At 51.9% G+C, this 17671-nt stretch carries 10 protein-coding genes and 4 tRNA genes; 5 read left to right on the forward strand and 9 right to left on the reverse strand.

Annotated elements, in window-relative coordinates:
• Positions 1-18: 18 nt before the first annotated feature.
• From HPY30_04810 to HPY30_04825, 4 genes are read right to left on the reverse strand one after another with little or no spacing between them, the layout of a single operon-like run.
• Positions 19-1674, reverse strand: coding sequence for a transcriptional regulator (locus HPY30_04810; GenBank protein ID QYZ65363.1), 1656 nt, complete (start codon positions 1672-1674; stop codon positions 19-21).
• The gene (locus tag HPY30_04815; GenBank protein ID QYZ65364.1) at positions 1675-3540 is read right to left on the reverse strand and encodes a site-specific DNA-methyltransferase; all 1866 of its coding nucleotides are present in this window, start codon (positions 3538-3540) and stop codon (positions 1675-1677) included. It abuts the gene before it with no gap.
• A gap of 24 nt (positions 3541-3564) precedes the next feature.
• Positions 3565-4230 carry a DUF4391 domain-containing protein gene (locus HPY30_04820; protein QYZ65365.1) on the reverse strand — a complete coding sequence of 222 codons (666 nt, stop codon included), beginning with the start codon at positions 4228-4230 and terminating at the stop codon, positions 3565-3567.
• Complete coding sequence (locus HPY30_04825; GenBank protein QYZ65366.1) at positions 4227-7499, reverse strand: DEAD/DEAH box helicase family protein; 3273 nt, start codon at positions 7497-7499, stop codon at positions 4227-4229. Before HPY30_04825 ends, HPY30_04820 begins: the two co-directional genes overlap by 4 nt.
• A gap of 115 nt (positions 7500-7614) precedes the next feature.
• On the opposite strand from HPY30_04825, the gene HPY30_04830 reads away from it, so the two are divergent.
• From HPY30_04830 to HPY30_04845, 4 genes are all read left to right on the forward strand, one after another.
• Positions 7615-9126: a hypothetical protein gene (locus HPY30_04830; protein QYZ65367.1), complete on the forward strand. Its 1512-nt coding sequence runs from the start codon at positions 7615-7617 to the stop codon at positions 9124-9126.
• Positions 9127-9685: 559 nt separating this feature from the next.
• Positions 9686-10573 (forward strand): hypothetical protein, encoded by an 888-nt coding sequence (locus HPY30_04835; GenBank protein QYZ65368.1) that lies wholly within the window; start codon positions 9686-9688, stop codon positions 10571-10573.
• Complete coding sequence (locus HPY30_04840; protein ID QYZ65369.1) at positions 10570-12093, forward strand: DUF3987 domain-containing protein; 1524 nt, start codon at positions 10570-10572, stop codon at positions 12091-12093. The genes HPY30_04835 and HPY30_04840 overlap by 4 nt, the downstream gene beginning before the upstream one ends.
• A complete protein-coding gene (locus tag HPY30_04845; GenBank protein ID QYZ65370.1) occupies positions 12084-12755 on the forward strand; it encodes a hypothetical protein in 672 nt (223 codons plus the stop codon). The genes HPY30_04840 and HPY30_04845 overlap by 10 nt, the downstream gene beginning before the upstream one ends.
• Before the next feature lie 301 nt (positions 12756-13056).
• On the opposite strand, the gene HPY30_04850 is transcribed toward HPY30_04845, so the two are convergent.
• The 5 genes from HPY30_04850 to HPY30_04870 all read right to left on the reverse strand — a co-directional run bounded on the left by HPY30_04850 (position 13057) and on the right by HPY30_04870 (position 16615).
• Positions 13057-15411, reverse strand: a complete 2355-nt coding sequence (locus tag HPY30_04850) for a hypothetical protein (GenBank protein QYZ65371.1) — start codon at positions 15409-15411, stop codon at positions 13057-13059.
• Positions 15412-16223: 812 nt separating this feature from the next.
• Positions 16224-16299, reverse strand: a tRNA-Lys gene (locus HPY30_04855).
• Positions 16300-16351: 52 nt separating this feature from the next.
• Positions 16352-16427, reverse strand: a tRNA-His gene (locus tag HPY30_04860).
• Positions 16428-16452: 25 nt separating this feature from the next.
• Positions 16453-16529, reverse strand: a tRNA-Arg gene (locus HPY30_04865).
• A 9-nt stretch (positions 16530-16538) separates the two neighbouring features.
• Positions 16539-16615: transfer RNA gene (locus HPY30_04870), tRNA-Pro, on the reverse strand.
• Between the two features lie 160 nt (positions 16616-16775).
• Here HPY30_04870 and folD point away from each other — a divergent pair.
• Positions 16776-17633, forward strand: a complete 858-nt coding sequence (gene folD, locus HPY30_04875) for a bifunctional methylenetetrahydrofolate dehydrogenase/methenyltetrahydrofolate cyclohydrolase FolD (GenBank protein ID QYZ65372.1) — start codon at positions 16776-16778, stop codon at positions 17631-17633.
• Positions 17634-17671: the final 38 nt, after the last annotated feature.

The raw sequence follows: 17671 nt of genomic DNA on the forward strand, positions 1-17671 counted from the left end.
GGCCATTTTATTCTGCACTTATTCTGCAAGTTCCCATTGTGGAGCTTTGCGGGAACCCGTATTACGGATACGCCCCGATCTGCGCAATTTAGTCAGTAAATTTCCGATTTTATGGCGTTTTTGCTCATCGTTCAGTGCATCGCTGAGCTTGCCAATTAACAGTGTATCTATCTCCTGCCGGGTGGCCTGAGCAAATTTAGCCAGATAATCGGTGATCAGTTGGGCGTAAAAGGCGTCATCCTGAGTACGGGTGCGAATATATTCGGCTTTGCTACCAGCGGCCTTGGCTACTGTCGCTGAGACATGCAGATTGGGCTTTCGTCCCTCTATGAGCTTCGCCTGACGAAGGTGTTTGATCATCTCATCCGTCACAGGTAGCTGTTTTTGCACCCGGTCCAGCGCCAGAATGTCCATTAACGGCAAATCGGTGTTTTGCATGAGCAGACGGCTATAGGCTGGATCAACCACCTTGCCATGCACGGTCATTCGCACCATTCCAGACTCACTCAGGTCGTAATCCGGCATGGGGAAATAGCGCCGCGCCTGACCGACATGCATCTCATGGATGCCGTAACCCATGGTGTCGATCATATTCAACTCAGTCATAGCCTGGGCGAGGAAGGGATTGCGATAACGGCGAGGTGTTTTGTTACCAGCAATGTAGTCGCCGGGCTGCCCCTCAAAGAAACTGCCCTCATTTTCAAAGGTGAGCCGGTCAGGCTCTTCAGTGATAACAATGCGACCGCTGCGCGCATAATCCTGATGAGCAATACAGTTGTGTAAGGCCTCCATCACCACCTTCTGATCATATTTAGCTACTTCAATAGCCAACAGCGCATCATCAGGCAACAGGCGAACCTGTATATTCCTGATCTTCTGGTAGAGGGTCGAGGTATTGAGCAAAAACGGAGGGCCAAAATGCTCATAGGCACGGTCCACCCCTTCCAGCTTCCAGGTCATCTGTGCCGGATGGGGTGACAGCAGATAAGCCGCTTCCGGTTTACCCAGCAACAGAAGCGCCGTACGGGTGAGCTTGCCGTCCTGTGCAAGATGAGCCCGATCAAGAAAGGTCGATAGTGGCCAGTCCATAACCTCTTCTTCAGGGAAGCGGTTGGCGTACTTACGGGCAAAGGAATCACGGGCGATTTGAACAGCCTGTTCATCAAGATGGTCAAAGCTCGTATCCACAACCTGTGCAGACCAATCCATAGCCATGGTCTGCTGGCGCATCTCATCCAGCTTATCGAGCGTCAGATTAGTCAAACTTTCACCGGCCCGGGCGTAATAGTGCCCTTTCCAGGCGACCGGCATGCCCCGTGGCGCGGCCGGAATCTCAAGCAGGATTACCCGGCCATCTGGATGTTGCAGTTCGTGAATCGTACGGAAGGTCATGCTGGGTTCGGCATTCTCAGCAATCTGCATCTTCAGGCTTTGCAGACGATCCGGTTCCGGCCGATAGTCAGTGCCTGCAACTGTGCGCGTTTTATTGTTTACCCCGAATACCAGCCAAGCGCGTTCCAAGCCCCTAAGATTGGCCTCATTGGCAAGTGCTGAAAAGTATTTTCCGATGTCTGAGGTCGAGTAGTCTTTTCCAGCCTGCTTGAACTCAACCACCTCGTTCTCCCAAGTGGCAATCAAGCTATCCAGCAACACCTGTAATTCACTCTGATCCATTTAGATCACTTTGATGTCGGTATGGGGGGAGAGGTGTTTGAAGATCTGTTCGACGTTGATCTTCACGCTGTCGCTGGCGAAGCCCGAATCACGGAATACGGCGCGCAGGGGTTGGCGGGTGGCCAGCTCCTTGACGAAGACTTCGTCGATGCCTTCATCGAAGCAGGCTGCCAGGGCGTTTTCATCGACGTGGAAGACGGCTTTTCCAGCGATGCTCTCCCGGGTGATGGGCAGAGTGAGGTCAACACCCCAGTCGAGCATGACCTGGAACAGAAGATCTTCCGGGGTACGGTCCTGGCGGATATTGTCGGCCTGCTGGAACAGGTCGTCCTGGTTGATGGCATCGGGGGTGTAGTAGACGTCGTTCATGTTGGAGGTGTCGATTTTCAGGACACGAAAACCGGTATCAATATTTTCTGCTCCAGGGTTTTCGTTTTTGATCTCTGTGCCAGCACGACGAATACGTTCTTTGCCTATTTCCGTAATGTATTGAAAGCCATTTCGCATAGCTTCACTTTTTTCATTACATGCCTCTGGAATCTGGACCATAATATGCCGTCGGTTTCCACCATCCGATAAATTAAGTTCCATGACTGCATGAGCTGTTGTTGAAGATCCAGAGAAAAAGTCAACGACAATATCGCCACTGTCTTTAAGCGTTGCTTGCTTGCATAGAGTATTAATGAGCTTGACAGGCTTAGGAAAATCAAATGCCTTGAATCCCATCAATTGGGTAATTTCTCTTGTTCCTTCTGTTGTATATCCCAATTCTTGATAAGTAGAAAACCCTGTCGTTGTATCTTTTAAGCTATCGAGAAAACGCTTAATTCTTGGCCTGCCACTTGGTTTAGAAGGCCAAAGGATCTTTTCATCCATTATAAGTATTGCCATCCTTTTTTTTTCATACGCCCAGCCCCTACCAGGATGGGGTGGATAATGTTGTCCTGTAACTGGGTTCACGATATCGTAATGAAGATTAGGGCGCTGTTCTTTTGATGCAAGACCAGTCATATTATCGCTCATCCAGTCACCCCTAGGGTCATCATCTGGATTCGAATACTTACTCAGATCTTTGTCCTTACCATTTAAGCGAGATTGACTTTTACCACATACAAGAACGTATTCGTGATCTGCTGAAATGCGATTATGGTTGCGATTATCTGGAACCTGTCGACGCTTAGAAATAATGCAACCTTTCACATCCTTTTCACCAAATATTTCACAGCATAGTTTTCTTGTATTTTCTATTTCACTGTCATCCATTGAGATGAAAATAATGCCATCTTCCCGCAATAGATTTCTAGCCAATTTTAGTCTTGGATACATCATCGACAACCAGTCGGAGTGGAAGCGCCCGTTCGCTTCAGTGTTACTAATTAAGCGATTGCCAGACTCATCCTGCTGTTTTGATCGTGTTAAATATTCTTCAGGATTTTCTTTGAAATCGTCATCATAGATAAAATCATTTCCCGTATTGTAGGGTGGATCAATATAGATCATCTTCACCTTATTCAGATAAGTCTCCTGCAACAACTTCAACGCATCCAGGTTATCCCCCTCGATAAACAAGTTTCGGGTGGTATCGAAATCCACGCTCTCTTCCCGGCAGGGGCGCAGGGTTTTGACGATGGGCGCATTGGCGGTAAGCAGCGCCTCGCGTTTGCCCGGCCAGTTGAGCTGGTAGCGCTCTTGTGGGCCTTCAACGATTGAGCCGGAGAGCTCCTGACGCAGTTGGTCGAAGTCGATGGCCTGCTTTAGCTCTCCCGCTTCTGTGCGGGTCTCGGTGATACAGTTGGGAAACAGCGCCGCGAGTTTGTCGATATTCTGTGCGGTGAGGTCGGGGCTGTGCAGTTTCAGTTTATCCATGGATTTCTCAAATCGTTATCTTGTTCAGGCGGAGAGTGCGGCCAGCGCCTCTTGAACGGCGCGCAGCTCGGCATTGATCTCCACCTTGCGATTGAACTGTTTCTCTCGGTGCAGACGGCTCTCCAGCTTGTCGCGTTCACGCTCTTTGCGCTGAATCTCAGCGTAGCGGTTAAGCTGGTCCGGCAGGGTCTCGCCCGTTCGTTCCTGTAGCGGCAGCAGCGCACGCAGCAGTTGTTCGTAGAGCCGCGCCAGATCCAGTGCCACCGGCAGTGGTTTGCGTTCGGTATCGGCAGCGATCCAGGGCGAGCTGAGGTAGCCATCGACCACCCACTTTGCACCATCGGCCTCGCTAGGCCGTTTATAGGCAGCAGTGAATCTTATCTGTCCCTGGTGGCGCAACTCAAACAATATGGGGAAAGGTATTGCCAGGTCGATAGCGCGCAGCAGCTCTTCTTTCAGCTCTGGGGTTTTCAGCTGAATCTCGAAAATCTCAATCTCCGGCACGCTGCGGTTGCGCGGCAGGTTGATGGTCTCCGGCGCCAGTTTGTAGCGCCAGATGATTTTATCAATCTGCTCAACAAAACGCTGCTTCAGGGCACGGCTGGGTTTGGCATGTTGGTAGATTTTGTTTTTCGGCACCACCCGGCCAAATGCCGCCTGTTTGGGGTAGTGAAGCAGCAATCCAGTCATGGATTGGCCTGGATGACGATGAAAGCGATCAGTTCAAAGTCATCCAATCCCTGGATGGTGTGGGTCAGGGCCGTGGTGCTGCCAGCACTGAAGAGGCTGTCGAGATCGCCCTCCTCCTTGCGTTCGATCATCGAGTGAATCGCCTGATCCAGCAGATCGGAGTAGACCTGCATCTCCCGGCCATCATGGGTCGCCCGGTTGAATCGCTGGTAGCTCTCCTGGATGGGCTGCGCCTTGCCCTTGCAGGCAGTACGAGTCAGATCGAGCAATCGCTTTACTTCGGTATGGTCGCTGATCACCTCTCCATCGTTGCCGATGTAGATCAGGTAGAAGGGGTGCAGGCGATTCTGCAGGTTTATGTTGATACCCTGATTGCGATTTCGCAGGGTAAAAATCACACCGGGCAGCAGGCCGCGCTGGGCATCTTCTGACACCACAGCATGCATACCGTTGGGTATGCTGGAGAGATCACCATTGCCCTTGATGTAGTTGAGCAGATCCATGCGGAAATCGTTGAGACCAAGATCGGTAATGGCAACGCCGGTCTTCAACTCCTCCATGTCGATCACCTCTTCCTGGAGTCGCCGCAGTTGCTCTTTGCGGTAGGAGACATTATTGGCCTCGGCACTGAGCACGTTGTCATCGCCGGTGGCGATCACATCGGCGATGACCATGCGATTCTCGACCCGTTCTTTGAGGTTGATGTACTCATCCAGTGTGATGTCGGGCCAGTAGTTGACCAGCTGGATGCTGGCGTTAGGCGAGCCGATACGGTCGATACGCCCAAAGCGCTGGATGATTCTGACCGGGTTCCAGTGGATGTCGTAGTTGATCAGATAGTCGCAATCCTGAAGATTCTGCCCCTCGGAGATACAGTCTGTGCCGATGAGTATCTCGATCTCACTGGATTCATCAGGCAGTACCAGCGCCTTCTCTTTGGAGCGTGGCGAGAAGAGCGTGAGTAGTTCCTGGAAGTCATAACCCCGGCCCAGCGTTGATTTCGGGCTGCTGGAACCTGTGACCTTGGCGGTATGGATATGACGCTTATGAAGAAAATTGTGTGCCAGATGCTCGTAGAGGTAGTCGGCGGTATCGGCGAAGGCGGTGAAGATCAGCACCTTGTGATTGCCCGGATTTATGGGTGAGGCTAACTTGCTTTCGATCTGAGTCTTCAGATGTTGCAGTTTGGTATCATCCTCCGGGCTGATCTTACCCATCTCGGTCAGCAGTTGATCAATAATAGCGAGGTCGGCTTCCAAATCCTGCTGCCAGGAGGGCAGATCCATATCGGCCAGACTGATTTTGATTTTGCCACCGATGCTGGCCTCTTCCAGATCCGGCAGTTCATCATCGTCCGGCTCCAGATCAGAAAAAGCAGTGGCCATATCAGTAAAGCTGGCACTGGAGCCTGTGGTCAGAAACAGGTCTATCTTGTCGAGGGTGTTTCGGTGATTATTCCTGAGTTTTTGCAAGGTGATACGGAACGCCTGAACCGAGCTTTCCAGTCGCTTGAGCAGATTGGTGGTCATTAAGGCCTGGAGGCTTTTTTCCCGATCCACCTGCCTGAGTTTGCCTCTTCCTCCCTCCACTACCGTATCATAGAGGGCTTCATATTTAGCGAGACGACTGGGATGGATATAGCTCACCGGGGCATAGACCGCGAGCTTTAGCGCCGATAGATGGCCAAATATTTCGTTGAAGCCGATGACATCATGCCGTTGGGTCAATGCACAATGAAACGCCAGCGGCTTGCGGCGCTCGGGGAAGCTGCCAATATCCGCCGTGTCGTAGAAGGTTTCGATATGTTTTCGTGAGCGGGCAATGGTGACACTGTCGAGCAGCTCGAAGAAGTCGAAGTCCAGCGCATTGAGGATCGCGCCGGCAGTCCGCTCTTCCGGTGGCAGATCCGACCAGGCATTGAATACCTTCTGTGCGCGGCGGAAGATCTCATCAATATCTTTCTCGGTACGCAACTTCCGGCCAAGGGCGTCAGATTCCCCCTCATAGGCCAACGCCAACTGGTTGCGCAGATCGCTGAAGCGGTTGTTGACTGGTGTAGCAGAGAGCATCAGCACCTTGGTTTTGACGCCCTCCCTGATAACCGCATTCATCAGACGCTGGTAGCGGGTCTCTTTGTCTTTGTAGACATCGTTGTTACGGAAATTGTGGGATTCATCGATCACCACCAGATCGTAGTTACCCCAGTTGATGCGGTTGAGCGGTGTGCCGAATGAGTCACCACTGGTACGCAGCAGATCCGTGTGGCAGAGCACATCGTAGTTGAGACGATCCTTGGCGAGGATATTGGTCTTGAGATTGCGGTTGAAGTTGAGCCAGTTGTCTGCCAGCTTCTTGGGGCAGAGCACCAGAACGGAGCGGTTACGCAACTCGTAGTATTTGATTACTGCCAGTGCGGTAAAGGTCTTACCCAGGCCAACACTATCGGCGAGGATACAGCCGTTATAGGTCTCCAGCTTGTTGATGATGCCGGTGGCAGCATCACGCTGAAAATTGAAGGCCTTCTGCCAGATCAGGCTGTCCTGGTAGCCTGTCAGGTCATTGGGCAATACATCTTCGCTGATGTCCTCCAGGAACTCATTGAAGATGTTGTAGAGCATCATGAAATAGATGCGTTCCGGGGAATTCTCACGATAGACCGAGTCGATGTGCTCACAGAGTCGTTCGGTAACATCTTCCAGTTGTTCACTGTCATCCCAGATCTGGTCGAACAACGAAAGATAGGTGCTGGTGAGAGGTGGCTCGTCTATTTTGTTGACGAAATTGGAGACAGCATCGCCTTGCTGGTAGCCGAGATCCACGGCGGTAAAACCATGCAGGGGCAGATAAACGGCTTCTGAGTCCGCCTCCCTCACACCGGCAAACTGCTGCATCGGTGCCTTACCGCTGTTGGAGCGGAAACGCGCCTTGCGCCGTATCCAGGCTGCACACTCTCGGGCAATTGCCCGCTGAGTCAGCTTGTTCTTGAGTTGCACTTCAAATTCACTGCCGTAGAAGCTACGCTCACGCTCTGACTTTGGAATATGGAACTCACGGCGCTCTTTGGTGATTCTATCGCTGACCTCATTGGGAACAAAGGTTGGTGCGGTGAAGATGAACTCCAGTGAGTCAATGTGCTCCAGCTCATCCTTGAGGGCCTCATAGGCGTAGATGGAAAAGCAGGAGGCAGCGATCTTCAATTTTGACCCAGAGGTAATCGTCTGCTTGAAGCTATCACCGAGAAGATTATTAATATTATCAATCAGTTCCATGTTCACACCCCAAGAAATCAGGGCCAATATCCTAAGTACCTTCAATAATACCCAAATGTACTGTAAAGACCCATATAATCCAAGGAATAGAAAAAATACAGACTTGGAGCAAAATATGGCTCAGTTCATCGCGTATCCAAAGGCATTCTCCCGCTTGGCTGACCGGATTGGTGCGACGCAAGACGAAATGGCCGCGTGGATATTTCTCGGGCCTGAGAACGGTGGTCTCGCAGCATATTTGAATGCCAATGAACTGAATCCACCATCAAGATTTCACTACAGCCTTGGGAACGAATGTGATTTTGACTATTTATCACCTTTGATGGCTTGCTGGTTCCTAGAGGACGACATTGCCAATTACCAACCTGAAGAACGTTACATTACCGGTGAAGAACTCATTGAGCGCTGGGGCGAACAACCGGGAATTGAACCTCAAGCCATCATTGGTGCAAAGATTGCTGAAGGACGCCTGTTTGACATGCATCCAATATTTGGCTGCACACGCTTTAGTGGAACAGATGATGACTCATTTCCACCACTAAAAAGTGGATTGTTTGCGCTGTCATATGTGGAAGCAATCGAAGAAGAAGACTTTGGACTAGCTACAATATTGCCAACTGAAAAATATTCACCCTGGATGACAGTCGAATTTGAGAAATTTCACACATGCCTGATAACAGATACTTTCTACGGCAAGAATTCCACTGCATCTAAAAATCTCATCAAGCGTATCTACGACAACAAATCAAATAACGCTCTATACGATCAATTTCGCCACCAATTCCATTCACGCCCATGGTTCAGGAACGACAAGCAGCGTGAGCTGCTATATCTGTGGTGCGTATTAATTGGATTGCCCGTTTATCGGAATGGATTGCAGTATAGCTGGCAACTCAATCACCCCATCGAGCAGCACGTTCAGGGCTTAGAAATAAAACTGGATGAACTCAGAGATTTTCTGAGACAGCATTCCTGGCCTCTACCATCAGGACTATTTCCTAATGAAGTAGATTGCACGTATAGAAAGGTAACACTTGATAAAGAAGAATATGACCGTGCCTTCCATGAAGCCATCGAAGTGCTTCCAAAATTACAAAAAAATCTCGAAGAGCTTGAGAGAATTCAACCTGCCTCAATGGAGGAGCGAAGGGAGAAGCAGATGGAGCTGGATAGAATTACGCTGCAGATAGATTCTATTTCCGAGCACTATTTTACGGACAAGCATAATAGCCTCTCTGAAAAAACCGAGGGCAAATCACAGAAACCGACCTCAGCGACTAATGAAGTCTCTGTAGATAACGATAATGCTGACGTCCCTAATAATGAATGGGTATCAGCGTTTGATCCATTACCTTTATCTGGGATTGCAAGGATGTTTCCTTTGGATCGGGATGAGCAGAACAACCTAGACATATGGAAAACACGTGCTGACAAAGCATCTCGCAATGGGTTAATCAAAGCCAGAATATCAACTGGCACAGGCAATGCTGAGAGCACATTCGACCCTTGGGAAGTTTCAGAGTGGCTAATAGATAAAGGACACTACACCAGAGACAAGACTGAACGAAAACTCGCAAATAACCTCCCAACACGAAGCGCACACCTAAAAGACCTAATCCGACCATAGCCCTCCAGTCTTGTTTGGAAAAAAGCAGCCAATCCGACCATAGCCCGACCGTAGCCCTCCTATAGCCCTCCATTATCGCCAGACTTGATTGATTGCTGCAGTCTGAACACATCCATCAATCACCAATAAGGATGTGTACAAATGAGTATGACTTATAGCCTTCCTGAAACCGGCTACCTTCGGCTTCCACAAATCATCGGAAATCCCAAAGCAGATCCACCTATCCCTGCGATCATCCCGGTTGGCAAATCAACTTGGTGGGCTGGAGTGAAATCTGGTCGCTACCCGAAGCCGGTAAGAACCTTGGGGGCTCGCATTACTGCTTGGCGAGTCGAAGACATCCGCGCTCTGATTCAACAAACCGGGGAGTGAGATGTCATGATCAGAAAAATAATGGGCCGCGCTGGCTGGCACCAGGCGACTCCAAAGACTTCAGATAACACGCTTAATTCTACCGGCTTTGCATCTCGCGTTAAAGCAACAATCGTTACCTTGGCCCTGTGGGGCTTACTCCCAATAAGTGTGGCAGATTGGATTATCCAACATGGGGGATTGCAAAATGTTTGATGCAATCACCCAGTTCCGCGATGCCATGCAGGCCTCTGGCTTGATACCACCCGATGCCATCAAGCCAGGTAAATTCTACCGCTTTCCCGGCATTGGCAAACGCCATGGTAATACTGCTGGCTGGTGCATATTGTTTGATGATGCGCTGGGCGGCTGCTTCGGCGACTGGTCTTCGGGCTTTTCTGAAACCTGGCATGCAAAGCGGAGTAAGTCCTTTACTACACATGAACCCGAGACCTTTAAACGCCGCGTTGCAGAGGCACGGGCGCAAGCCAAAGCAGACCTGGAAATCCAACAGACCAAGGCAGCAAAAAGAGCATCCACGATCTGGGGCGAGGCAACCCTTGCACCTGACCATTCCTCCTACTTGGTCCACAAAAACATCAAGGCGAATGGAGCAATGCTGTACAGGGATACACTGATACTCCCTGTGATGGACTTCACCGGCAAAATGACAAGCCTGCAATTCATCAAGCCAGACGGACGCAAATTGTTGTTATCTGGTGGCCGTAAGCACGGCTGCTTTATTCACGTTGCAGGGAATATGCAAGGTGCGTCCCGAGTGATTCTCTGCGAGGGTTGGGCCACGGGTTGCACCCTGGCGGAAGATGATCCCTCCGCACTAGTACTGGCCGCCATCGACGCTGGCAACCTGAAACCTGTTGCCGTCGCTGCGCGCCATCGCTGGCCATCTGCCGAATTGGTGATTGCAGGTGACGATGACCGGCTGACGACTGGCAACCCAGGAGCCACCAAGGCGCGAGCCGCCGCTATTGCATCGGGAGCCCTGCTGGCCCTTCCTCAATGGCCAGTGGGCGCGCCTGAGAACCTTACCGACTTCAACGATCTGGCCGCTTGGCTGGAAAGAGAGACGGTATGAACACCATTCTATTGAACTCCGCCTCGCCACCACAGGAAGAGTGGCCAAAACTGGTGCCATTAGATGCCCCCAATCTTCCACGCCTGGATCTGGCGTACTTGCCAGGCTGGGCCGGTGACTATGCCCGCGCCATCGCTGCTGACACAGAGACACCGCCGGAGCTTGCTGCCGGAATGATTCTGGTGGCCAGCGCTACCGCTGCCGCCCGTCATCTTCGGGTAATGGTAAAGCCGGGTTATTTCGAGCCCTGCAACCTGTGGGTTGTGGTGGCGCTGCCACCTGGCAATCGCAAGAGCGCCGTGCAATCGGCTGCCACATCACCGTTGATAGGTTGGGAGCGCGATCAATCCGAAATCATGGAGCCGGAAATCAAGCACATCACCAGCGAGCGCAAGACGTTGGAAGCCCGTGCCAAGGAGAAAAGAAATAAGGCAGCAAAGGAAAAGGATACCAACAAGGCCAAGGCCTTGGCACTGGAGGCTGCTGACCTGGAAGCCGAGTTACCAGAAATCCCGATGCAACCTCAGATATGGACATCCGACGCAACACCAGAACGACTGGGCAGTATGCTGGCCGAGCAAAATGAGTGCATGGCCTGGTTGTCATCGGAGGGCGGCGTATTCGACCTGCTGCAAGGTCGATATTCCAACGGCATCCCCAACCTGGATCTGGTGTTAAAGGCCCATAGCGGAGACGCGGAGCGAGTAGACAGGGGAAGCCGCCCGCCCGTGTTCCTGCATAGCCCACGTCTGAGCATCGGATTGAGTCCTCAGCCTGATGTGTTGCGAGGACTGGCCGCCAAGCCAGGGTTTCGCGGACGTGGTCTACTGGGTCGGTTCCTGTACCTATTGCCGCCTTCACCCCTGGGCTATCGCACCCTGGAGTCCGTACCGGTGCCTGAGAGCGCCCTCAATGCCTATACAGCGGGGATACGCGCCATGTTGGATTGGGTGCCTGCCACCGATGAAGATGGCAACGAACAACCCCATCTGTTGCGCCTGAGCGAAGAGGCTTATTCTGAATGGCACGACTTCGCCAAAACCCTCGAAGTACAGATGCGCCCTGGTGGCGACATGGAGCACTTCACCGACTGGGCAGGAAAGGCACCAGGAGCCGCTGCACGATTAGCCGGAGTACTGCACGGGATTAAACACGCACACGGCAAACCTTGGGAAGCCGTTATCACAGCTGAAACAATGATTAATGCCCTGGAGATCATAGCGGTGATAACGCGCCATAGCCTGGCTACCCTTGACATGATGGGTGCTGATCCCACCATTGCCGCCGCCCGGCATGTGTGGGACTGGATCGAACGCGGCAGGTTGCCAAGCTTCATAGTGCGCGATGCCTTCAATGCCCTGCGAAGCACCTTCCCCCGCGTGCAGCATATCCGCGACGCGCTGGAGGCGCTGGAAGAACGTGGTTACGTGGAAGTCATGGAACCACAAAAAGATGGTCCAGGCCGTCCACCGTCCCCCATAGTGCGAGTGAGACAGGAAATCCGGGAGAGATGGCGATGAGCTGGCGCGAAGTGCTGGGTGCGGTGAATCCAGTTGATAAGCCATATACGCATAATCCGCACAATACGCACAAAAGCCCCATGCCGGGTAATTCTGCGAATATTGCGGATTCTGCGCAGGGGAATTCCAAATTATTGGAAGCACTTTCAACTGCCACCTACGGCTTGTCTATCACCCCGTTAGAGGTACGCGACGCGCTGGCGCCGGAAGACATCGACGACTGGCGCAAAGGCAACATCAGCACTGAAACCATAACGGCCTTTGCCCGATCGCTGGCACAACGTCTGGAGATGGATATGGGCGAGGTGCCTGCCCACTTCACCGAGAGAGCCATCTGCAAACAATGCGGGCCAGTCTGGCTGTGGTTTACCGGTGAGGTCCTGGGTTGCCCTTGGTGTTGGAATCGGGCTGCCGACAGACCGATACCACGCCCCCACCCTGTTTGTTGTGGTGATTGTGCGCACTTCGAACGCATTAACCACCCAAACCTTGGTCATTGTGCCAAAGGTAAACTGGAGGCAATAGCCGGGTTATGGGACACCAGCCAGCGGTATTGCGAAAGATATCTCTCAAGACCAGAACAACCAACATGGAGACCGATAGAAGGCGAAAGTGGCAGGAATAATAATGACCTAAGTAAACCGGTGGAATGCAATGAATGATGGCTTGATCGAAACAGATGCAGGCAGAACTTCACCTGCACTACGCCGAAGACTCAAATGCTATTGGCGGATAAGGGATCGCATCTTTGAAGCATGGGAGAAGGATGAAACTGAGATCAATTATCCACAGTTCCCACCATATCCGGAAGAATGTCGAACTATGATTTGCGGTGCAACAAACCGGAAAGGTATGCCCTGTAAGATAAACTATATTTACGGGAATGGTAGGTGCAGGTTTCATGGTGGATTGAGCACTGGACCCAAGACCGCAGAAGGGAAAAAACGAGCTTCGCTCAATGGTCTACGGCCAAAAAGAAAGCGAAGCCCATGAAGTGGGTGGAAAATGATGGGTTTTGACTGGGAGTTTGCGCTGCAGTTCCTCACTGGCGCGTGGGCGTGGGCGGGAGAGGCGGGGTTTGCTCGATTCGCTATTTTGATCTATATTCGAGTCAGAAGCCTTGAGATCATCCCTGGAGGGGGATGAAGGTTGCGATGATTCATCGCCCAATTCGGTAACGTAATCGGCGATGGTGAGCTGTCCAGGTAACAAGCGCCCCCCTGAAATACGGGAATCGGGACTACCGGCCTGGCTCAAGGCTTTTTTCTTTTCCCCCATTTTTTTTGCAATGCTGCGTTTACCCATCGGATACACTGACACGATACGGTAGGCTCCATCACTTTCATGGCGAAAGTCGATCCGCAGAGAGGGGATCCCCTCTCTGCTCTGCCTGAATATGGTGATTCGCCCATCGGCATGTGGATACCAGTCATTTGGTTTACGCAGCACGAATTCCACATCTTTCTTCACCTGAGCAGGATTGCTGTAATGCTCAGGATGCCGGGATTGCAATGACGGATAATTCGCAATCAATCGCAGTGAATCGAAACCCATCCATCGAGTAGTTCTGGCGGGAACCGAAACATCAGAATCGCCTGGATGTGAAAACACAGGCTTCTTGCCCTTGCCAATATCACTAGACCCAGGCATCCCAAGCCGACTACCAGCCTTGGCAATCATTCCCTCCAGTTCCGTTGTAGTGAATATCTGGGTAGAAAACCGGCGCAGGAACCGACGGATAGCCGCATAGACGCGCTTCATCAGACCATTGCGGATGCCCTTCTCGGCCATCACTGCGATGATCTCGGCTGATTCGTCTGCCGGATCCAGTTCGCCATATCGCTCGCGGACCTCGGCGGCAATTTCGCTGACACGCTTATCCTTGGCCTGCTTCAGCAGCTGTACCTTCTGCTGGATCTCTGCGAACTCGTCACCCAGCATCTCTTCCATGGAATGATGGCCGACTGCCTCATGCGCCAGAATGACTCGCGCCTGCCTGGCGCTGGGTATCGCATCAGCCACCAGGTAGGCTGTCTTCGTGGTCGGATCGTAAACGCCATCGATTAGGCGGTCTCCAGCCTCTTCTCGGAGATGCTTTGGCAGATCTGTCTTGTTGGCTATAACCTCAACTGTCGGCCCGGATTGCCACGCCAGGCGCACAGGTGCGATGGCTTTCTCGACCGCAGAAGTAGAAATCCCGGCAACTTGGCCGGGATTCTTGGGGGTGGAGAAGGATGATCGCCCACCTGGCGACATGATTTGCTGAAAATCACCAAGAAACGCCTGCGCCTGCGCCTCCTCATCGAATACAAACCCAGGCTTGGCACCGTTGCCCTTGTATGATGAGTAATAGCCGCCGTGCTTCTTGGCTGCAGTCTTGAGCTCGACGAATGTCTCTCTGTCTGTGCGCGGTCCCTGGAGGCGAACGCGCCAAATGTCCATCCCCTTCTTCTGGTGGTATGCCTTCTCTTTGATTGCAGCAGATAAACCGACAACTACAGAATCACCTTCTACTGCAGATTCGCCAGATTTGGTCGCAACTATCGTGTTCTTTGCAGTGATCAGGCCTCGCTTGATTTCCGCATCCGGGAATACCTTTTGTATCTCTGCGAGATAATCGGCGGTTTTCCTATTCTCCTGCCAGATGTCACCCTTGGTATTGCGCCCAGCGCCTGTTTGGTCACCCTCGTATATCTGGATATACAACGTGCCACCAGGTTTCAGCGAATCCTGAGCCTCGCGCAGCAGCTGGTTTCTGACATCAGCCTCTTTGATTACATTTAGCGTATTGTTGATGGTAGCCGTGGTTGCCTTGCCGCCCTTGAGGCGCTCTACCGATGCCTTGTTGTAGTCGTCAGTGCGGTTGAATGGGTCATAGACGACGTTCTCGACGCCCTGGCTCTGCATGTACTGGATGGTGTTGTCGTGCATCCCCCCGCCCAAATCGGCATTTATACTGCCAGACTCCCAGCCGCCGAAGTGTTTTTCGACCAAGCCGATGGTGACAGGGTTCTTTGTCTTGTTAATAGATGCTTGGGTCGACTTGTATTCCTGGTCCTCTGGAGTCTCCCAGATCGAACGCCAGTCAACCTTCGACCGCTTCACCATATCTGCCAGGGATTCAGGATCTCTCAGGTACGCTGTGATTTTTGCGGTAGGGTCGCTATCGTATTCCCAATCTTTGCCTGCGCTGTTCCAGGATCCGCCAAGCTGCCGGAGGGCGTTCTTGTGCTGCCAGGTTTTGCCGGCAACAATCCAGGTACTGTGCATCTGGTCGATGGTGATACCGTTCTTCTTGGGGATTTCAGCATCAGCCATTTCCGCTGCCTGATCTACCTCAACGTCGGATTTCTGCTGAACCTAGCCCCTGACCGGAGCGTTGCTCACTTCGTTCGCGTCGAAGAAGTTACCGACTGGAAAAGCTAGAAATATGACTCCACGCAAACCAACTTTAGACACAACTGTGTGGAAAGAGCAGACAGAAAATGTTGGTATATTTGTTGGCATATTGACAAGTGGTTATATTATTTTTCTTTATTTTACAATAGGATAATTCATACATTCGAGTCCGTCCCTCGTACCATATATAGATCAAAGGGTTAGCTGATTTTCAGCTAACCCTTTTTCTTTGCCTGATCGCTTTATTGGCGCACTACCCCACAAATACACACAACAAATCGACAGCCAAGCGCGTCACAAGTCTACGGCTGCGGATATAGTAATCTAAGGGCTGGAATAGGCATTTCTGCTAACATAATGCGCCGCTAGTGCGCCTTAATAAATGGCGCGCACTATTTTTTCTTTTTAATACTTAATGTCACAGACTCTTATCAGGGGATTTCATATCCAATGTTCTAATTAGCTATCGATTTGTTTTTTATTGAATTAACAAATGCACAACCTCACAGAGGCGCAGTATGAGCGCACTCAGAAGAAATATTCCCTCTATTTCACCAACAATAGTGAAATGAAAGCCCCTGACTCATCTGGAGCAGCCATGATTTGAACGGGCAGACAGAATCGGAAATGGCACCTGTAATATAGTGCGCCATTTTTGTGAATTGTTGCGGATTAGTGCGCTACGAGCAATAAAAAAGGGGTTACAATTTCTCGTAACCCCTTGATTTTATTGGTGGGCCATGAAGGATTCGAACCTTCGACCAATGGATTAAGAGTCCACTGCTCTACCAGCTGAGCTAATGGCCCAAAAGACTGCGCTTTTTTTCCTTTCCCGCGACTTTTGGGAAAGGTCAGTGTATGGGGTGGACGATGGGTCTCGAACCCACGACCGCCGGAATCACAATCCGGAGCTCTACCAACTGAGCTACGCCCACCATAAACTCTTTTATCCGCCGCATTTGGCACGCCCGGCAGGATTCGAACCTGCTACCCTCGGCTTAGAAGGCCGATGCTCTATCCAAATGAGCTACGGGCGCAGATAAATTTGGTCGGGGTAGAGAGATTCGAACTCCCGACATCCTGCTCCCAAAGCAGGCGCGCTACCAGACTGCGCTATACCCCGATTTCGGGTCTCGCAACACCTCAAGGATGCGCGAAGAAGCGGAATAATACTGATCAAGGCGGGTCAGGTCAATGGTCGGTGCCAATGAATTGATTACAGGCCCCACCCTTTCAGGCTATGATTCGCTTCCCAGTCAAATCCAGTTTTGGAAGTAGATAAAATGAGCGCACAGATTCTTGACGGCAAGGCGATTGCAGCCGACCTTAAAAAGGAGATCAAAACCAAGGTGGAGGCCCGTATTGAGCAGGGTCTGCGCCGCCCGGGGCTTGCCGTGGTTCTGGTAGGAGAAAATCCCGCCTCCCAAGTCTATGTCCGGAACAAACGCCGCTCCTGTGAAGAGGTGGGATTCTACTCGGAACGCCACGATCTGCCCGTTGATACCAGCGAGGATAACTTGTTGGCTTTGATCGACAAACTCAACGCTGACGACGCCATCGACGGCATTCTGGTACAGCTGCCGCTGCCAGAGCAGATCGACGAGGAGTCTGTCATTGAGCGCATCCTGCCCACCAAGGATGTGGATGGATTCCACCCCTACAACGTCGGTCGACTGGTATTGCGTATGCCCATTCTACGTCCCTGCACCCCGAAGGGGATCATGACCATGCTGGAGCGCACCGGACAAAAACTGGAGGGGCTGGATGCCGTCATCATCGGCCAGTCCAACATCGTTGGCAGGCCCATGGCGCTGGAATTGCTGGCTGCACGCTGCACCATCACCGTCTGTCACAGCCGCACCAAGGATCTGGAAGAGAAGTGCCGTAACGCCGATATTCTGGTAGCTGCAGTGGGTCGTTCCCGCTTTGTGCCCGGCGACTGGATCAAACCCGGCGCGATTGTGATCGATGTGGGTATCAACCGCACGGATGAGGGCAAACTGGTGGGGGATGTGGATTTCGACAGCTGCAGCGAACGCGCCAGCTGGATTACGCCGGTCCCTGGCGGCGTGGGACCTATGACCATAGCCACATTACTGGAGAACACGCTGCAGGCCGCAGAACTGCACAACGCGTTGTAAAAGCCACGCAGGAGCGGCGCAAAGCCGCTCCTGCGAAA

The organism is Gammaproteobacteria bacterium (ex Lamellibrachia satsuma) (assembly GCA_019623805.1).
GTDB lineage: Bacteria > Pseudomonadota > Gammaproteobacteria > Chromatiales > Chromatiaceae > QGON01.

Excerpts from the sequence above, each read along its gene's own strand:
- folD (QYZ65372.1), top strand. The coding sequence starts at position 16,776 with ATGAGCGCACAGATTCTTGACGGCAAGGCGATTGCAGCCGACCTTAAA.
- HPY30_04840 (QYZ65369.1), top strand. The coding sequence starts at position 10,570 with ATGAACACCATTCTATTGAACTCCGCCTCGCCACCACAGGAAGAGTGG.
- HPY30_04830 (QYZ65367.1), top strand. The coding sequence starts at position 7,615 with ATGGCTCAGTTCATCGCGTATCCAAAGGCATTCTCCCGCTTGGCTGAC.
- HPY30_04825 (QYZ65366.1), bottom strand. The coding sequence starts at position 7,499 with ATGGAACTGATTGATAATATTAATAATCTTCTCGGTGATAGCTTCAAG.
- HPY30_04850 (QYZ65371.1), bottom strand. The coding sequence starts at position 15,411 with ATGGCTGATGCTGAAATCCCCAAGAAGAACGGTATCACCATCGACCAG.
- HPY30_04845 (QYZ65370.1), top strand. The coding sequence starts at position 12,084 with ATGGCGATGAGCTGGCGCGAAGTGCTGGGTGCGGTGAATCCAGTTGAT.
- HPY30_04820 (QYZ65365.1), bottom strand. The coding sequence starts at position 4,230 with ATGACTGGATTGCTGCTTCACTACCCCAAACAGGCGGCATTTGGCCGG.
- HPY30_04815 (QYZ65364.1), bottom strand. The coding sequence starts at position 3,540 with ATGGATAAACTGAAACTGCACAGCCCCGACCTCACCGCACAGAATATC.
- HPY30_04835 (QYZ65368.1), top strand. The coding sequence starts at position 9,686 with ATGTTTGATGCAATCACCCAGTTCCGCGATGCCATGCAGGCCTCTGGC.
- HPY30_04810 (QYZ65363.1), bottom strand. The coding sequence starts at position 1,674 with ATGGATCAGAGTGAATTACAGGTGTTGCTGGATAGCTTGATTGCCACT.